This is a genomic window from Winslowiella arboricola (assembly GCF_025527015.1).
Lineage (GTDB): Bacteria > Pseudomonadota > Gammaproteobacteria > Enterobacterales > Enterobacteriaceae > Erwinia > Erwinia arboricola.
Genome location: NZ_JAODIM010000042.1, coordinates 466,990 through 483,481, shown reverse-complemented (window position 1 = coordinate 483,481; position 16,492 = coordinate 466,990). Strand labels below are relative to the sequence as shown.

General features: G+C 56.5%; 14 protein-coding genes. 8 read left to right on the top strand and 6 right to left on the bottom strand.

Translation table 11 applies throughout. The features are described 5' to 3' along the window. The first annotated feature begins 18 nt into the window (after positions 1–18). Positions 19–954, top strand: a complete 936-nt coding sequence (locus N5923_RS16585; protein WP_267142578.1) for an ABC transporter substrate-binding protein — start codon at positions 19–21, stop codon at positions 952–954. A gap of 41 nt (positions 955–995) precedes the next feature. Here N5923_RS16585 and N5923_RS16580 read toward each other — a convergent pair whose 3' ends face one another. Continuing rightward, positions 996–2,045: an NAD(P)-dependent alcohol dehydrogenase gene (locus N5923_RS16580; RefSeq protein WP_267142577.1), complete on the bottom strand. Its 1,050-nt coding sequence runs from the start codon at positions 2,043–2,045 to the stop codon at positions 996–998. Between the two features lie 105 nt (positions 2,046–2,150). Here N5923_RS16580 and N5923_RS16575 point away from each other — a divergent pair, with 105 nt between their 5' ends. Further along, entirely contained in the window at positions 2,151–2,579 is a 429-nt protein-coding gene (locus N5923_RS16575; RefSeq protein ID WP_267142576.1) for a winged helix-turn-helix transcriptional regulator, read from the top strand. Positions 2,580–2,644: 65 nt separating this feature from the next. Here the strand turns inward: N5923_RS16575 and N5923_RS16570 are convergent, their stop codons facing one another. Further along, positions 2,645–3,730 carry an ABC transporter ATP-binding protein gene (locus tag N5923_RS16570; protein ID WP_267141966.1) on the bottom strand — a complete coding sequence of 362 codons (1,086 nt, stop codon included), beginning with the start codon at positions 3,728–3,730 and terminating at the stop codon, positions 2,645–2,647. Positions 3,731–3,998: 268 nt separating this feature from the next. Further along, positions 3,999–5,498: a MocR-like pyridoxine biosynthesis transcription factor PdxR gene (gene pdxR / locus N5923_RS16565; RefSeq protein ID WP_267141965.1), complete on the bottom strand. Its 1,500-nt coding sequence runs from the start codon at positions 5,496–5,498 to the stop codon at positions 3,999–4,001. Between the two features lie 123 nt (positions 5,499–5,621). Between pdxR and N5923_RS16560 the strand changes: the two genes are divergently transcribed. From N5923_RS16560 to N5923_RS16540, 5 genes are all read left to right on the top strand, one after another. Further along, positions 5,622–6,881 (top strand): 4-aminobutyrate--2-oxoglutarate transaminase, encoded by a 1,260-nt coding sequence (locus N5923_RS16560; RefSeq protein WP_267141964.1) that lies wholly within the window; start codon positions 5,622–5,624, stop codon positions 6,879–6,881. 209 nt (positions 6,882–7,090) lie between these two features. Continuing rightward, positions 7,091–8,122: an ABC transporter substrate-binding protein gene (locus N5923_RS16555; RefSeq protein WP_267141963.1), complete on the top strand. Its 1,032-nt coding sequence runs from the start codon at positions 7,091–7,093 to the stop codon at positions 8,120–8,122. 60 nt (positions 8,123–8,182) lie between these two features. Then, positions 8,183–9,451, top strand: a complete 1,269-nt coding sequence (locus N5923_RS16550; RefSeq protein WP_407704478.1) for an ABC transporter permease — start codon at positions 8,183–8,185, stop codon at positions 9,449–9,451. Positions 9,452–9,466: 15 nt separating this feature from the next. After that, positions 9,467–10,279 carry an ABC transporter permease gene (locus N5923_RS16545; RefSeq protein ID WP_267141962.1) on the top strand — a complete coding sequence of 271 codons (813 nt, stop codon included), beginning with the start codon at positions 9,467–9,469 and terminating at the stop codon, positions 10,277–10,279. A gap of 19 nt (positions 10,280–10,298) precedes the next feature. Further along, the gene (locus tag N5923_RS16540) at positions 10,299–11,036 is read left to right on the top strand and encodes an SDR family NAD(P)-dependent oxidoreductase (protein ID WP_267141961.1); all 738 of its coding nucleotides are present in this window, start codon (positions 10,299–10,301) and stop codon (positions 11,034–11,036) included. Between the two features lie 8 nt (positions 11,037–11,044). Here the strand turns inward: N5923_RS16540 and N5923_RS16535 are convergent, their stop codons facing one another. Further along, complete coding sequence (locus N5923_RS16535) at positions 11,045–11,698, bottom strand: aspartate/glutamate racemase family protein (protein ID WP_267141960.1); 654 nt, start codon at positions 11,696–11,698, stop codon at positions 11,045–11,047. A 46-nt stretch (positions 11,699–11,744) separates the two neighbouring features. After that, entirely contained in the window at positions 11,745–12,386 is a 642-nt protein-coding gene (locus tag N5923_RS16530) for a DUF998 domain-containing protein (RefSeq protein WP_267141959.1), read from the bottom strand. A gap of 160 nt (positions 12,387–12,546) precedes the next feature. On the opposite strand from N5923_RS16530, the gene N5923_RS16525 reads away from it, so the two are divergent. Further along, positions 12,547–13,989 carry an AMP nucleosidase gene (locus N5923_RS16525; RefSeq protein ID WP_267141958.1) on the top strand — a complete coding sequence of 481 codons (1,443 nt, stop codon included), beginning with the start codon at positions 12,547–12,549 and terminating at the stop codon, positions 13,987–13,989. Between the two features lie 123 nt (positions 13,990–14,112). On the opposite strand, the gene N5923_RS16520 is transcribed toward N5923_RS16525, so the two are convergent. Further along, entirely contained in the window at positions 14,113–16,293 is a 2,181-nt protein-coding gene (locus N5923_RS16520) for a TonB-dependent siderophore receptor (RefSeq protein WP_267141957.1), read from the bottom strand. Positions 16,294–16,492: the final 199 nt, after the last annotated feature.

The following is a 16,492-nucleotide window of genomic DNA, read 5'->3' as shown; positions in this document are numbered from 1 at the left end:
AACAAAAAGGTCATTAAAATGATAAGCAAATCCCTGCCCGCACTGACGCTCGCCGCCCTGTTTGCCGCCCAAACCAGCGCTGCCGATAAAATCACCCTGGTGCTCGACTGGTATATAAACCCCGATCATGCGCCGATTATGGTCGCCGAACAGATCGGCGCCTTTAAAGATGAAGGGCTGGAGGTGAAAATCGTGCCGCCGTCCGATCCGGCGCTGCCACCGCGCCTTGTCGCCGCAGGCCAGGCGGATCTCGCCATTACCTATCAGCCACAGCTGCACTTTTTCGCCGATCAGGGTTTACCGTTGATGCGCGTCGGCACTCTGATTAACTCGCCGCTTAATACAGTGATGACACTGGATAAAAGCATCACTTCGCCAGCCGATCTGCGCGGCAAAAAAATCGGCTTTTCGGTTAGCGGTATTGAGGAGGCGACATTAGGCACCATGCTGCGCCAGCAGCAACTCAGCACCCGTGATGTGAAGATGATTAACGTGAATTTTCAGCTGACCAGCGCGCTGCTGGCGGGCCAGGTGGATGCCATTATTGGCGGCTATCGCAATATTGAAGCGGTGGAGCTGGAGTTACAGGGCAAAAAACCGGTGGTATTCAACGTCGAGGATTATGGCGTTCCGGCCTATGACGAACTGATTATAGTCGCCAACAAAGCCGAAGTGAACCAGCCGAAAATTAAGAAGTTCCTCGCCGCGTTGCGAAAAGGCGCTAACTATCTGCAGGCCCATCCTGAGCAGACCTGGAACAGCTTCGCCAGCAGCCACCCGGAGCTGAATACTGCGCTTAACCACCGTGCATGGCAAAAAACGCTGCCGCTGTTTGCCCGCGATCCGGCGCAGCTGGATCGTGCACGTTATCAGGCGTATGAGCAATTTCTGTTTGATAATAAGCTGATCAAAAAAATCACTCCGGTCAGCAACTATGCCACTGAGATAGAGTGATTTTTCGCAGCAGCCGGGGGCAATCCCCCGGCGCTGGGTCGTTACCAGGCGCTGTTTTTAATATCGATCACAAAGCGGTATTTCACATCGCTTTTCAGCATGCGGGCAAATGCAGTTTCAATCTGTTCGCCGTTAATTAACTCAATGTCGGCGGTGATATTGTGCTGACCACAGAAATCCAGTACTTCCTGGGTTTCACGGATGCTGCCAATCGAGGTGCCGCTAATACTCAGACGGCGGAATACCATTGGCGTCACATCCGGCGCCGGATGACGGCTATCCGGAATTCCCACCAGCACCAGATGACCATTGGTCTTCAGTGTGCGCAGATAGGCATCCAGATCGTGCGGCGCCGCCACACAATCAAGAATCAGATCGAGATGGTTTGCCGCATCCGCCATCTGCTGCGCATCGGTCGATACCACCACCGATGTTGCTCCCAGACGTCGGGCATCCTCACCCTTGTGCGCGGAGGTGGTAAACAGCGTCACTTCCGCCCCTAAGGCGCTGGCCAGTTTCACCGCCATATGGCCGAGACCACCGAGGCCAACGACGCCGACTTTATCTCCGGCCTTAACGTTCCAGTGACGCAGTGGCGACCAGACGGTCACGCCAGCGCACAGCAGTGGCGCAACGCCGCTCAGCTCAAGGTTTTCCGGCACGGAAACCACAAACTTACTGTCGACCACCATACTCTGCGCATAGCCACCATAGGTAGTGCCGCCGGTGTACTTATCTTTACCGTTATAGGTGGCAGTAAAACCGGCTTCACAGTACTGCTCTTCGGCGCTGGCGCACGCCGCACAGTGACCGCAGGAGTCGACCATCACGCCGACGCCCACCAGGTCACCCGCTTTAAAGCCAGTGACGTTATTACCGCTTTCCAGCACGCGGCCAACAATTTCATGGCCTGGCAGCATCGGATAGATGCTGACGCCCCATTCATTGCGCGCCATATGCAGATCGGAATGGCATACGCCGCAATAGAGGATATCAATACAAATATCATCAGGTTGCATATCACGCGCATCCAGCGTGGCGGTAGCAAGAGGCAGATGGGCAGCGCTGGCAACAAGGCCTTTAATTTTCATAGGGCATTCCGGGTCAGGTAAATTTGCGGGGAGGCACTATAGACAACTGGCGTCACTATTGGTAGTAGTTACCCTTTTGGGACATAGATACCAAATGGTGACCATATGCCTGTGATGGTGAACGGCAAAATGATGTTTTATGCGGACTCAGAGCCACGCCGCTTAATGGAATTATTCTCAGTAAAATGGACCACCATGGTGATCCATGCGCTGTACCACTGGCCCGGCGGCAAATGTCGTACCGGCGAACTGCAGCGCAGCCTGGATGGCATTTCAAAGAAAATGCTGGTGCAGTCGTTACGCGAAGTGGAACGCCGTGGTCTGGTGACGCGTAATGTATTTAATGTGGTGCCGCCGAAAGTGGAATATGAACTAACTGCGCTGGGACGCACCTTCGCCGAGCCAATCGAGCTGATGTATCAGTGGGGGCAGGATAATAAAGCCGCGCTGGATGCGATGGAAGCCAGCTATCAGGCCAGCGACGAAGCAGCGGGCGGCGAGAACGCCGCCCCTGCAAAATTATGTAACCCGTAGGGGCGGCGTTCTCGCCGCCCGTGCCGATGATTTGCAGAAGTTGTGATGATAACGGCCGAAACCGCTCACTGAATCATCACATCCAGCGCGCGCAGATGGTGTCGCTGCCAGGAGAGCAGCACTTCATCGCCCGGCCGCCAGCGCGGATCGATTTTTGCCGGTGTCAGTTTAACCATAAAATTACCCTGCCCGGCCACTTCGGTCAGCATGCGCACATGGTCACCAAGGTAGATAAACTGCTGAATACGCGCGCGGATTTGCTGGTCGCCCGCTTCCGGTGCATTAACGTTCACCCGTTCCGGGCGAATACTGAGCTGGATCTTTTTGCCCGGTGAGCTGGGACGCACTTTCAGCGCATCAAGCTGGGTGCCGTCATCCAGTTTCACCTGATAATAATCCCCACTAATCCCCGCCTGCGTTGCCAGCAGGGTGTTATTCTCGCCGATAAACTGCGCAACAAAGGCGTTGTTCGGTTCTTCATACAGTTTACTCGGGCTGTCCATCTGCTGGATCATGCCGTCATTAAACACCGCCACGCGATTCGACATGGTCATCGCCTCGCTCTGATCATGAGTGACATAAACCACGGTCAGATTGAGCATCTCATGCAACTGTTTGATTTCCATCTGCATATGTTCACGTAACTGCTTGTCCAGCGCGCCCAGCGGTTCATCCATCAGCACCAGTTTCGGTTCAAATACCAGCGCACGCGCCAGCGCCACCCGCTGCTGCTGACCGCCTGACATCTGCGCCGGATAACGGTCCGCCAGATCGGTCAGTTTCACCATATCCAGTACGCGTTTCACCCGATCCTGCACATCGGAACGGTTCATGCGGCGAATATTCAGCGGAAACGCCAGATTTTGCGCCACGGTCATATGCGGAAACAGCGCGTAGTTCTGAAACACCATGCCAATATCGCGCTGATGCGGCGGCAGGGTATGCAGTGGCTGATCGCGCAGTAAAATCTCGCCGTCTGTCGGGGTTTCAAACCCGGCCAGCATCATCAGACTGGTGGTTTTACCGGAGCCGGAGGGGCCAAGCAGAGTGAGAAATTCCCCCTCTTCCACATCCAGATTGAGATTACGAACCACCAGCTTGTCGCCGTCGTAGCTCTTTTTGATATTGCGGAAACTGACAAATGTTCTCATGGCATTCTCTTCTCAAACGCGTTGGCAATTCACCCGGCATGATTCCTGCATCATCGGGTAATGCGAACTTTCCGGTGGCGGGTCTTTTTTTAGGATTACCACTGAAGATTTGCCGAAACAAGTAGCATCTGACAAAAAATGCGAAAAAAAAGCCTGAGGATTATCGCCTCAGGCTATTGTTTTCTATTGTCTTTTCAAAATATCCTGCAAAACAATAAGGTTATCCCTTTGACAGTATCAGGCAACCCCGACGGCGCAACGCGCCTGCTCATGCCGGTGCCCCGTCACGATGCAAATGCCGCTTCAGGCAGTGCGCAATCGGCGCAAAGGTCTCTGCCATTTGCGCTTCATCAACACAGGCGTAGCCCAGTAACAGCCCACGCCGTTTAGCGCCGGACATATAATATCCCGACAGTGCGCGCGTCAGGACGCCAGCCTGTTCCAGCTCGGCGCTGACCGCCACATCATCGATGGTATCCGGCAGCACCAGCACCAGATGCAGCCCGGCGTTATTCTGCAGATTGAGAAACTGCGGCCCCAGCTCGCGGGTAATCGCCGCCACCAGCGCAGCGCGGCGCTTGCTGTACAGCTGACGCATACGCCGCACATGGGCGGCGTAGTGACCTTCACGAATAAACTCCGCCAGCGTCAGCTGTACCAGACCATTGCCGCCGCGATACAGTTCGGAGTGCGCCATTTTCATCCGCGGCGCCAGCTGCTTCGGCAGCACCATGTAGCTGATTCGGATGCCGGGATAGAGGGTTTTGCTGAAGGTGCCGAGATAGATCACCGGCGCATCCGGCGCCAGCCCCTGTAGCGCCGGAATCGGGCTGTCAGCAAAGCGGAATTCGCTGTCGTAGTCATCCTCCACCACCCAGCTGCCCCATTCGCGTGCCAGACTCAGCAGGCGCTGACGCCGTTCCAGGCTCATCACCACGCCAAGCGGATACTGATGCGAGGGGGTGACGCAAATCAGCCGCGGCGGCGTGAGTGCGTCCTCATGCTGCGGCGGATTCATCCCGCCGTTATCGACCGCTGTCGGAACTATTTTCACCCCGTTCACTGCCAGCACATTGCGGATCCCCCAGTAACCCGGCTCTTCCATCCATGCGCTATCGCCGGGGTCGCAGAGCATCTTCGCCAGCAGATCCAGCGACTGATGGGTTCCGGCGGTGATCACAATCTGATCCGGCGTGCAGACCACCGAGCGCACCACGCGCAGATAGTCCGCCAGCGCCTGTTGCAGTTCAAGGCAGCCACCGTGCGGTGAATAGGTCAGCGAAGCAAACGGCATCCGGCGACTAAGCCGCAGCTGAATTTTGCGCCAGATATCATGCGGCACATGGCTGACATCCGGCACTCCCGGCATAAACGCGCCCCACTGGAACGGGCCGACGCCGCTGCGGCTTAGCAGCGTATTGCCCCGTTTGGAGAGCCGCAACGGGCTGAATGGCGTACTGAGCGGTTTTTTCGCCGCCCCCTCCGGCGTCGGGCACAAATCGGGCAGTGGATCGCTGACGAAAGTACCACTTCCGGCACGGGTCTGCAGATAGCCCTCGGACTGCAACTGTTCGTAGGCCGCCAGCACGGTATTGCGTGATACGGCAAGTTCCGCAGCCAGGTCGCGCGTGGCGGGCAGCCGCGCACCGGGGGCGATAGCGCCCTCCTGAATCGCACTCTGTAACGCGTCGTACAGACGCTTGCTGAGCGCGCCAGTTGTCATCCGGCTTAAGCGGTGGGCGAGCAGGTCGCCAAGTAACGATCGCAAATTGGTACCTCGAAATAATTAAAACTGGCTCTGGATAATACAACCGCCGGAAGGCTAAAAAGCAAGGGCAGCATACGGAATCAACGCGGAATAACCGCAGCGGGAATTGAGTGAGGTAACCCCATGAGCATCAGTGAAGTTCAGCAACGCCGTCTCGATGCCACGCCACGCGGCGTTGGCGTGATGTGTGATTTCTTTACCGCGAAAGCGGAAAACGCCACCCTCTGGGATCAGCATGGCCGTGAGTATATCGATTTCACCGCCGGTATTGCCGTACTGAACACCGGCCATCGCCACCCCAAAGTGCTGGCCGCCGTACGTGAACAGCTGGAGTTTTTCACCCATACCGCTTTCCAGGTGCTGCCATATGAAAATTATATTGCGCTGGCCGAGCGCCTGAACAGGCTGGTGCCAATCGCCGGAAAAGCGAAAACCACATTCTTCAGTACCGGCGCTGAAGCGGTAGAAAATGCGGTAAAAATTGCCCGTGCCGCCACCGGACGCCCGGGAGTGATCACCTTCACCGGCGCCTTCCATGGCCGCACCCTGCTGACCATGGCGCTGACCGGCAAAGTCACGCCGTATAAAACCGGCTTCGGTCCGTTCCCCGCTTCGGTGTTCCATGCCCGCTACCCTAATCAGCAACAGGGTGTCAGCGTTGCCGACGCGATGCAAAGCCTTGAGGATATTTTCCATTGCGATATCGCCCCGCAACAGGTGGCGGCGATCCTGTATGAACCGATCCAGGGCGAAGGTGGTTTTAATATCGCCCCGCCAGAGTTTGTTACCGCCCTGCGTGACCTCTGCGACCAGCACGGCATTCTGCTGATTGCCGACGAAATCCAGAGCGGCTTTGCCCGTACCGGCAAAATGTTCGCCAGCGACTACTACGACGTTAAACCCGATTTGATCACCATGGCGAAAAGCCTGGGTGGCGGCTTTCCGCTCTCCGCCGTTGCCGGTCGCGCCACAGTGATGGACGCGCCGCTGCCGGGTGGACTGGGCGGCACTTACGCCGGTAATCCGGTGGCGATTGCCGCCGCCTGCGCGGTACTGGAGGTGATTGCCGAAGAGCAGCTGTGCGAGCGTGCGCTGCAACTTGGCGCAGAGCTGGTGGAGAGCGTCAAAGGCTGTCATCACCCGGCGGTCGCCGATGTGCGCGGCCGCGGTTCGATGGTGGCAGTGGAGTTTAACGATCCGGCCAGTGGTAAACCCTCGGCGGAGATCGCCCGCAACGTACAGCAGCGCGCGCTGGCCGCCGGGTTGATTCTGCTGACCTGCGGCACCCACGGCAACGTAATTCGTTTTCTTTATCCGCTGACCATTCCCCACGCGCAGTTCCGTGAAGGCCTCAGCCGCCTGACCACCATTCTGCAAAGTTAAGCACCCGCGGTGGGGATTTCGCACCAGGCTGGTGCAGACTCGCCGCCGCTGAATATGCAACAAGGGCTGTGTGCCGCAGGATGCGTGATGGCACGAAAAATGCACTACAAAATCCATGTAAAAACATGATGCATCATACATCTGACCGTTACCCCGTTTTTCGGGCATCGATTATTTCACTTATTACCGGGATACCGAGGAGTCACAGCATGCATAAGAAATTGGCCGCTCTCGCCGTATTAACCACCATGGCCTTTGCCGCGCAGGCGGAAACGCTGACCGTGGTCTCTTTTGGTGGTCTGAATAAGGACGCTCAGGATAAAGCCTTCTATAAACCTTTCGCCGCTGCTGGCAAAGGCAGCGTTGAACCGGGCGAATATAACGGCGAAATGGCGCGGATCCGCGCCATGGTCGAAACCGGTCAGGTTGGCTGGGATGTGGTGGAAGTGGAAAGCTCGGAACTGGTGCGCGGCTGTGATGAAGGGCTGTTCGAACCTCTGGACTGGAGCAAGCTGGGTAACAAAAACGATTTCGTGCCGGGCACCATTGTTGGTGAGTGTGGCGCCGGGATTTTCCTCTGGTCAACGGTGCTGACTTACGATGCGCAGAAACTGAAGAAAGCGCCCACCGACTGGCGTGATTTCTGGAATGTAAAAGCGTTTCCCGGTAAACGCGCCATGCGTAAAAGCGCCAAGCTGACCATGGAAATCGCGCTGCTGGCGGACGGCGTAAAACGCGAAGATATCTATAAAGTGCTGGCGACCCCGGCCGGTGTCGAGCGCGCATTTAAGAAGCTCGATCAGCTGAAACCCAATATTCAGTGGTGGGAATCCGGCGCGCAGCCATTGCAGTGGATGGTTTCCGGCGATGTGGTAATGACCACTGCCTATAACGGCCGTATCAGCGCCGCGCAGAAAGAGGGGCATGACTTTAAAGCGGTATGGAATAACAGCCTGTATGACCTCGACAGCTGGGCGATTGTGAAAGGCAGTAAGCATAAAGCGCTGGCTGAGGAGTTTATCGCCTTTGCTAACAAGCCGGAAAATCAGAAAGTTTTCGCCGAAAACATTCCTTACGGCCCCACTAACAAAAATACCAGTCCGCTGATTGATGCCAGCATCCTGAAAAACCTGCCGACAGCGCCGGATAACCTGGCCGTCTCTTTGCAAGTCAATACCGAGTTCTGGATCGAACACGGTGAAGATCTGGAGCAACGCTTTAACGCCTGGGCGGCGAAATAACCTGCGATGCGGCCTTCACCGGCCGCATCCTGCCGATTTAACCCGTAAAGGAGCCAGCCATTGAGCCAGAATCCCGTGATGAACAACGCCATCAACAACGCCCCTGCCACCGACGGTCCGACCCTGAACCAGCGGTTGCGCAAAGTCGATGCCGCTAAAACACGCCGCTCGCTGTGGCTTATCGCCCCGTTACTGGCTTTTGTGGTGGTCTGCTTTTTGTTCCCGATTGGTTCGATTCTGATAAAGAGCGTGCAAAACCCGGAACTGACCAATACGCTGCCGAACAGCGTGGCGGCGCTGCAAAAATGGGACGGCGTCAGCCTGCCTGACGAAGCGCTGTTCGCTACGGTCGGCAATGAACTGGTGGCGGCGCGCGAACGCGGACAGATTGCCGCCGTCGCCAAACGTATGAGTTATGAAGAGAGCCGCTTTCGTCGCCTGATTGTCTCCACGCCACGCCAGATGCCAAAAGATGGCGCGCCGGTCAAAGAGACCTTAATCGCCGCCCTGCCCGACTGGGGCAAAATCAGCACCTGGCAGGCGCTGCAACGCGCGTCGGCCACCGTTACCCCCTACTATCTGTTGTCGGTCTTTGACCGCAAAGTCGATGGCGACAGCGGCAGAATCGAAAAACTGCCAGCCGATCAGGCGCTCTACTTTAATGTGCTGCTGCGCACCTTATGGATGGCGACGGTGGTCACGCTGTTTTGCGTGGCGCTCGGTTATCCGCTGGCGTACTGGTTAGCAAAGCAGCCGGTGGGGCGCGCCAATCTGCTGATGATTATGGTGCTGCTGCCGTTCTGGACCTCGCTGATTGTGCGTACCGCCAGCTGGATCGTGCTGTTGCAGTCCGGCGGTCTGATCAACAGTTCGCTACAGTGGCTGGGGATTATCGACCATCCACTGGCGCTGGTGTTTAACCGCGTTGGCGTCTATATCTCAATGACCCATATTCTGCTGCCGTTTATTGTGTTGCCGCTGTATGCGGTGATGAAAGGCATCTCGCCAAACTATGTGCGCGCGGCGATCTCCCTTGGCGCGCATCCGTTTAGCGCCTTCTGGCGGGTGTATGTGCCGCAGACTTATGCGGGGGTTACCGCCGGTGCGTTGCTGGTATTTATGATGGCGATTGGCTATTACGTCACCCCGGCGCTGCTGGGCGGACCGGAAGATCAGATGGTCAGCTACTTTGTTGCCTTCTTTACCAATACCACCATGAACTGGGGTATGGCCGCCGCGTTAGGCACGCAGCTGCTGATAATCGTTATCCTGCTGTATATCGTCTATATCCGCGTCACCCGTACCCCGGCTGAAGCCGCGCGTCATTAATCACGGAGAAGCGTAATGAAACAACATGGCTCACAACTGTTACGCCTGTGGAAATATGCCTTTAACTTCTATGGCGCGGCAATTCTGCTTTTTCTTATCGTACCGATTCTGGTGATTGTACCGCTGTCGTTTAATGCCGGATCCTTTCTCAGTTATCCGTTAAGCGGCTTCTCCCTGCGCTGGTATCAGACCTTCTTCCACTCGCAGGAGTGGCTGGGTGCGCTGGGCAACAGTCTGTTAATCGCCCCGCTCGCCACCCTGCTGGCCACCGTACTCGGGGTGCTGGCGGCGATGGGGCTGGTGCGCGGCGAGTTTCGCGGTAAAGGGCTGGTGATGGCGATTATTATTTCGCCGATGGTAGCGCCGGTGGTGATTATCGCCGTCGGTATGTTCTTCTTCTTTGCCCGTCTGTCACTGCTTAACAGCTATCCCGGACTGGTGCTGGCCCATGCGCTGATTGGCGTGCCGTTTGTGGTGATTACCGTCACCGCGGTACTGAAAAACTACGACACCAACCTGTCGCGCGCCGCCGCAAACCTCGGCGCCAGTCCGCTGCTGGTGTTTCGTAAAATCACCCTGCCGCTGATTGCACCGGGGGTATTTTCCGGCGCGCTGTTCGCCTTTGCCGCATCGTTTGATGAAGTGGTGGTAACCCTGTTTCTCGCCAGCCCGCGCCAGCGTACCCTGCCGATTCAGATGTTCGCCGGTATCCGCGAAAACCTCGATCCGACCATCGCAGCCGCGGCCAGCCTGATGATTGGCGCATCACTGATACTGTTAATCGTCATGGAAGTTCTTCGCCGCCGCAGTGAGCGGCTGCGCAGCTAATCACAATGGAGGTCCAGTTATGCAGCAGCAGAAAAAGACCCTGCTTCTTACCGGTGCCAGTCGTGGTATCGGTCATGCCACGGTAAAACATTTCCATGCCGCAGGCTGGAAAATCTATACCGCGTCACGCCAGAGCTGGGTGGAAGAGTGTCCGTGGGCCGAAGGTTTACTAAACCATATCCATCTGGATTTAGAAGATATCGATGAGATCCACCGCAGCCTGCCGATGATTAAAAACCTGCTGGGCGGGCGGCTGGATGCGCTGGTCAATAACGCCGGCATCTCGCCAAAAGATGCCGCTGGCGGACGCCTTGGTATTCGTGCGACCGATTACGCCACCTGGATGAAAGTATTTAACGTCAATCTGTTCTCGTCGGCGATCCTCGCCAGCGGCCTGTTTGATGAACTGAAAGCCTGCCAGGGCAATATTATTAACGTCACTTCGATAGCGGGCAGCCGGGTGCATCCGTTTGCTGGCGCTGCCTATGCCAGTTCGAAAGCGGCGCTCTCCGCGTTAACCCGCGAAATGGCGCACGAATTTGGCCCGGCGGGCATTCGCGTCAATGCCATCGCGCCGGGCGAAATCGAAACCTCCATTCTGTCGCCGGGCACTGCCGAGATTGTTGATCGCAGTGTACCGTTACAGCGTCTGGGGAAACCCGAAGAGGTTGCTGCGCTGGTATGGTTTCTCTGTACCCAGGGTGCGTCTTATATCAATGGTGCGGAAATTCAGGTCAATGGCGGCCAGCATGTCTGACCGCGTTGTCAGGCAAACTGTGTCTGTAGCGCGGCCACCGCGTGACCGGCGGCGATCACCGGATTAATCACCGGTAGTCGGGTAAATGGCGCCACCAGCGCCGCCACATCAGTAGTGGCCATACCGGTACAGGCCAGCGCAATCACTTCAGCGCCATCCGCTTCGCAGGCCAGCACTGCGGCGATAATCGCCGCTTTGCCGGCGTCAGTATGAATATCATGAGTACAGTTCACGCCGTCCGGCTGATGGTAAGCCAGCAGTTTTTCGCCCAGCACCTGATGAAAGGTAGCCGGCGCTTCCGCTTCAATGCCAATCACTCCCACCCGGTCGCTGTGCGTCAGCGCCTGCCGACAACAGGCCTCGCCTGCACCAATCACCGGAATCGTCAGCTGCGCGCGCAGCTGCGCCACGGCCGGATCGGCGGCGCAACTGACCACCAGCGCATCATACTGCTGCTGCTGAAACTGCTGCCCAAGCGCCAGCAGCTTAGGTTCAGCCAGCGCCAGCGTCGCCTGATTATGGATGCCGTTCGGCTGATCCGGCAGACAGCGGGTGGTGAACTGCGTCTGCGGACAAACCGTGGCGATCAGCGTCTGATGCATATCAAGGAAATGCTGATCGGATGAGGTGACAACACGAATAACGGCGACTTTTGCTGGCATAACGAGAGCCTCAGGAAAAAAAATGATGCTGATAACATAACCATTTTTAGCCAGAGGTATAGCGTTTATTTGCTTTCAGCAACAGCATCAACCCGGTCAGGATCTGCCAGCCGGTAATCGGATAGACCGCGGCACGCTCAATCAGGCCAGTTGGCAGCCACGCCAGCGGGATGGTCAGCATACACAGCAAACCTGCAATACCGGCAAGCAGACTTAGCCAGCTGTAAATCCGGCACTGGCGGCGCGAGCAGAGCCATCCGCCGACGCTAATCAGACAAAGGTTGCCGCCGCCGATAGCCATGACTGCGCCGGTTTCATGCAGCGTCACGCCTGCCGCCGCGCCGCCGCTATGAAATAGCGCAATCAGCACGCCGCCGACCGCGTGCAGCAGGCCGGTAAGCAGCATCAGGATGCGTCCCCAGCCGCTCAGCTGCCTGCGCAACAGCCAGCAGGCGCTGAAAAACAGGATACCTTCCAGCGCAAAACCGCTGTTCATTACCGCATGCAGCGGCGAGCAGATCTGCGGGCCACACTGCGGGATCCCCAGATCGCTGATATAGTTCTGGCTGTAGACATAGTGCGGCTGTACCCACGCCAGCGCGCTGACGCTTTCCGCCAGTAAATATTGCAGCCCGCCCAGCGTAAAACAGAGCGCGCCGATTTTGTGCCATCGGTTTTGCAAATTCATCGTTACCGGTTATCAATGAGTGTGCGCTAATCCTGGCTGAAGTTACTGTTTCCTGCCGCTTTTCTGGCGTTGCAGGTGTACTTTCGTCTTCCTCTGATCGCAAATGCTGGCATGATGTCCGGATGATATACTGAGCTGAAACCCGTATTAAGGAGCGAGTATGAACGGATTAACCGTCAACGAGGCGCTGGATAAGCTGGAGTCGATGTACGATGCGGCAGTGAGTGCCCTGCGCGATGCCATCACCGCCTATATTGAAGATGGCCGCCTGCCAGATGCCGCACTGCGTGCCGGCGGGCTGTTTGTCTACCCGGAACTGCGCGTCAGCTGGCAGGGCAACGCCGCCGATCACCGTCTGTCACGCGCCTTTGGCCGCTTTACCCGTGCCGGTTGTTACACCACCACCATCACCCGTCCGGCGTTGTTTCGCGCCTATCTGCAACAGCAGCTGGAGATGCTGCACAGCGAATACCCGATTACGCTGGAGGTGCAGCCGTCCACGCAGGAGATCCCCTTCCCTTATGTGATCGATGGTTCCGGGCTGATGCTGGATCGCACCATGAGCGCCGGTATCGCCCAGCACTTCCCGACCACCGAGCTGTCGCAGATTGGCGATGAAAATGCCGACGGCATCTTCCATCCGGGCGAAACTCTGCCGCTCTCCCATTTTGACGCGCTGCGCAGCGATTTTTCCCTCGCGCGCCTGAAACACTACACCGGCACACCGGTGGAACATTTTCAGTCATGGGTGCTGTTTACCAATTACACCCGCTATGTCGATGAGTTTGTACGCTGGGCCTGTGAGCAGATTGCCGATGCCGATTCGCCGTACCAGGCCCTCTCCTGCGCTGGCAGTATTGTGATTACCGCTGAGACCAGCAATCCGCAGCAGACGGTTTCCGATCTGGCGTGGAAAAATCATCAGATGCCAGCCTGGCACCTGATTGCCAAAGAGGGCCAGGGCATTACGCTGGTCAATATCGGCGTCGGCCCGTCCAATGCCAAAACTATCTGCGACCATCTGGCGGTACTGCGCCCGCACGCCTGGCTGATGATCGGCCACTGCGGCGGCCTGCGCGAAAGCCAGACGATTGGCGACTATGTGCTGGCGCATGCCTATCTGCGTGACGATCATGTGCTGGATGCGGTGCTGCCGCCGGATATTCCGATCCCGAGCATTGCCGAAGTGCAGCGCGCGCTGTTCGACGCCACTAAAATGGTCAGCAATATGCCAGGTGAAGAGGTTAAACAGCGACTGCGTACCGGGACGGTGGCGACCACCGACGACCGTAACTGGGAGTTACGTTATTCCGCGTCAGCGCTGAGATTTAACCAGAGTCGCGCCGTCGCGGTGGATATGGAGAGCGCCACCATTGCCGCGCAGGGTTATCGCTTCCGCGTACCTTACGGCACCCTGCTGTGTGTGTCGGATAAGCCACTACATGGGGAAATTAAACTGCCTGGTCAGGCTAATCGCTTTTATGAAGGGGCGATCTCAGAGCATCTGCAGATCGGCATCTGCGCGATCGATCTGCTGCGCGCCGAGGGCGATCGCCTGCATTCGCGCAAATTGCGTACCTTTAACGAACCGCCATTCCGTTAAGGGTAAAGGGTTGTGAGAACGTATTTAACGCCGCTGCAAATCATTGATACGGGCGGCGATAACGCCGCCCCTACGTTTATATTAATGTAGGGGCGGCGTTATCGCCGCCCGTGCAGATACGGATTACCAGCTGTAGCTAACCGAAGCCACCATCGTACGACCACTGCCATAGAAACAGGCGCTGTCGTTGTTGCACGATGAAACATAGTGCTTATCGGTCAGGTTATTCACATTAAACTGCAATGTGGTGCCTTTCAGTGCCGATGAAGCCTCACCCAGTTCATACTTCGCCATCGCATCATACAGCGTGTAGTGCGGCACGGTCACCCCACCCACCGAGTCACCCCAGGTCACACCGGTGTAACGCACACCACTGCCTAACGTCAGACCGTTCAGTACGCCATCATGGAAGCTGTAACTGCCCCACGCCGATGCGGCATGACGCGGAATGATCGCTGGCGTATTGCCTGCCTGTCCGGCGATGCTGCTCTCTTTGGTCACCGCGTCAGTGTAAGTATATGCCGCCATCACATTGATTTCTGGCGTCAGCTGGCTGTGAATCTCGGTCTCGACCCCTTTCGACTGCACTTTACCAATCTGCTGGTTATAGCCCAGCACGCTGTTGTACTGGGTAATATTTTTCTGCGTAATATCAAAGGCCGCAACTGTAATCACCGTTTCACTGCCTGGCGGCTGATACTTCACCCCGACTTCGGTCTGTTCACCGGTGGTCGGTTTAAACGGATCGCTGCCTGGCGCACCGCTGCTCAGATTCGGCTCAAACGAGGTGCTGTAACTGATATAGGGTGAAACACCATTAGCAAACGCATACAGCAGACCAGCACGGCCGGTAAACTTATTGTCGTTTTGCTGGCTTTGCGTATCCGACGTGCGGTCAAGGGTACGGACTTCCGCCCAGTCATGACGGCCTGACAGCAGCAGATTCCAGTTATGCCATTCCAGCTGATCCTGCAAATAAACGCCAACCTGATCGAGCTTCTTACGGGTATCGGTAGCAATACTCATACTGCTTTCGTCAACGCTGATCCGGGTCGGATTTGACCAGTTCAGATTGTACTCATCGCCACGCACCAGCCACATCTGCGTATCGACATCACTCCACTTATAGTCCAGCCCGCCCAGCACCGAGTGTGTGACCTCACCGGTGTTAAACAGCGCTTTCAGCTGGTTATCAATCCCCAGCTCTTCCGATTCGATTTTATCGTGCTGCGGACGGCGGCCAATAACCCCTGGCGAACCGGCAACATCCGAGGTGTAAACCAGATATTTATACGACTCACTCATATTGCTGTAGCGGAAGTTCTGGGTAAACGACACGCCATCGTTGAAGTTATGCTCGAAGATATAACCTAAAGATGTCTGCTCGCGCTTCGCTTCGTGATAGCTGCTGTCGCTGACGTTAAAATCATAAGGAATGGTATTGCCGTTAACCGGCACCACGGTTCCGGCATATGGCAGAAAGTTGCGGTAGCCCGCTTCCGGCTCATTGGTGTAGCTGGTTAACAGCGTAATGCTGGTGTCTTCGTTCGGCAGCCAGGTCAGCGCCGGTGCAATCGCCATCCGTTGCTGTTTTTCATTCTTCACAAATTCATGTTTAGTGCTGGCGATGCCATTCAGCCGGTAAAACAGGCTGTAGTCGTCATTTAGCGCACCGCCAAAATCAAACGCCGCCTCGGCCAGATGCTGATTGCCGCTGCTGAATTTCACTTTATGGATGCTTTCCGCCGTCGGACGTTTGCTGGTCATATTGATCAGCCCGCCGGGGTTGACCTGGCCGTACAGCACCGAGGCCGGACCATGCACCATCTCCACCCGCTCCAGCAACCAGGGATCCACCTGCCCGGCAGCGCCCGCCTGTCCTGACAGGCCATAGCTCAGGCCATCAAGGAACTTCGGTGCATAACGGAAACCACGGCTGATCACTTCATCGTTACGGTTGGAGTTACCGCGATAATTGGTCATCACGCCGCTGGTGTAGCTCAGTGCATCGGACACCGAAGGCGCCGCCTGATCGTCCATCTGCTGACGGGTGATCACCGAAATAGCCTGTGGTGTTTTGCGCAGCGGCGTAGCGGTCTTGGTGCCTGAAGCACTCTCCTTCGCCACGTTGCCTTTTAACGGGGAAGTGACACTCTCCTGCGCACTGGCAGTGACAGTCAACGTCTCTTCGGTAGCCGCCGCCGCATACGCCAGCGGAACCACCATCAGGGCCGAAGCCAGTATCAGACGCGTGCGCGCGCTGTCGGCGGTTAAGACTTGCTGTTTTTTTAAACGCTTAAACATTTTTTTATAATCCCTGTCGGTACTGAATGCATATCATCAGACGGCATTAGCCACTTCTCCTCCCGCTTGCCACGATAACCCCTTGCCACAGAGGCAAAAAACAGCGTTCAGCGGAATGCCCGGCATGCTATTGCAAACACAAATGCTTCTCAATAACATTCGTATTAGTATTTCTTAAGCGAGGTTTTGACAACAAACT

Bases quoted from the DNA above. Each gene is read 5' to 3' on its own strand.
- N5923_RS16545 (WP_267141962.1), top strand. From the start codon at position 9,467: ATGAAACAACATGGCTCACAACTGTTACGCCTGTGGAAATATGCCTTT.
- N5923_RS16560 (WP_267141964.1), top strand. From the start codon at position 5,622: ATGAGCATCAGTGAAGTTCAGCAACGCCGTCTCGATGCCACGCCACGC.
- N5923_RS16580 (WP_267142577.1), bottom strand. From the start codon at position 2,045: ATGAAAATTAAAGGCCTTGTTGCCAGCGCTGCCCATCTGCCTCTTGCT.
- N5923_RS16520 (WP_267141957.1), bottom strand. From the start codon at position 16,293: ATGTTTAAGCGTTTAAAAAAACAGCAAGTCTTAACCGCCGACAGCGCG.
- N5923_RS16530 (WP_267141959.1), bottom strand. From the start codon at position 12,386: ATGAATTTGCAAAACCGATGGCACAAAATCGGCGCGCTCTGTTTTACG.
- N5923_RS16555 (WP_267141963.1), top strand. From the start codon at position 7,091: ATGCATAAGAAATTGGCCGCTCTCGCCGTATTAACCACCATGGCCTTT.
- N5923_RS16570 (WP_267141966.1), bottom strand. From the start codon at position 3,730: ATGAGAACATTTGTCAGTTTCCGCAATATCAAAAAGAGCTACGACGGC.
- N5923_RS16585 (WP_267142578.1), top strand. From the start codon at position 19: ATGATAAGCAAATCCCTGCCCGCACTGACGCTCGCCGCCCTGTTTGCC.
- N5923_RS16575 (WP_267142576.1), top strand. From the start codon at position 2,151: ATGCCTGTGATGGTGAACGGCAAAATGATGTTTTATGCGGACTCAGAG.
- N5923_RS16535 (WP_267141960.1), bottom strand. From the start codon at position 11,698: ATGCCAGCAAAAGTCGCCGTTATTCGTGTTGTCACCTCATCCGATCAG.
- N5923_RS16525 (WP_267141958.1), top strand. From the start codon at position 12,547: ATGAACGGATTAACCGTCAACGAGGCGCTGGATAAGCTGGAGTCGATG.
- N5923_RS16540 (WP_267141961.1), top strand. From the start codon at position 10,299: ATGCAGCAGCAGAAAAAGACCCTGCTTCTTACCGGTGCCAGTCGTGGT.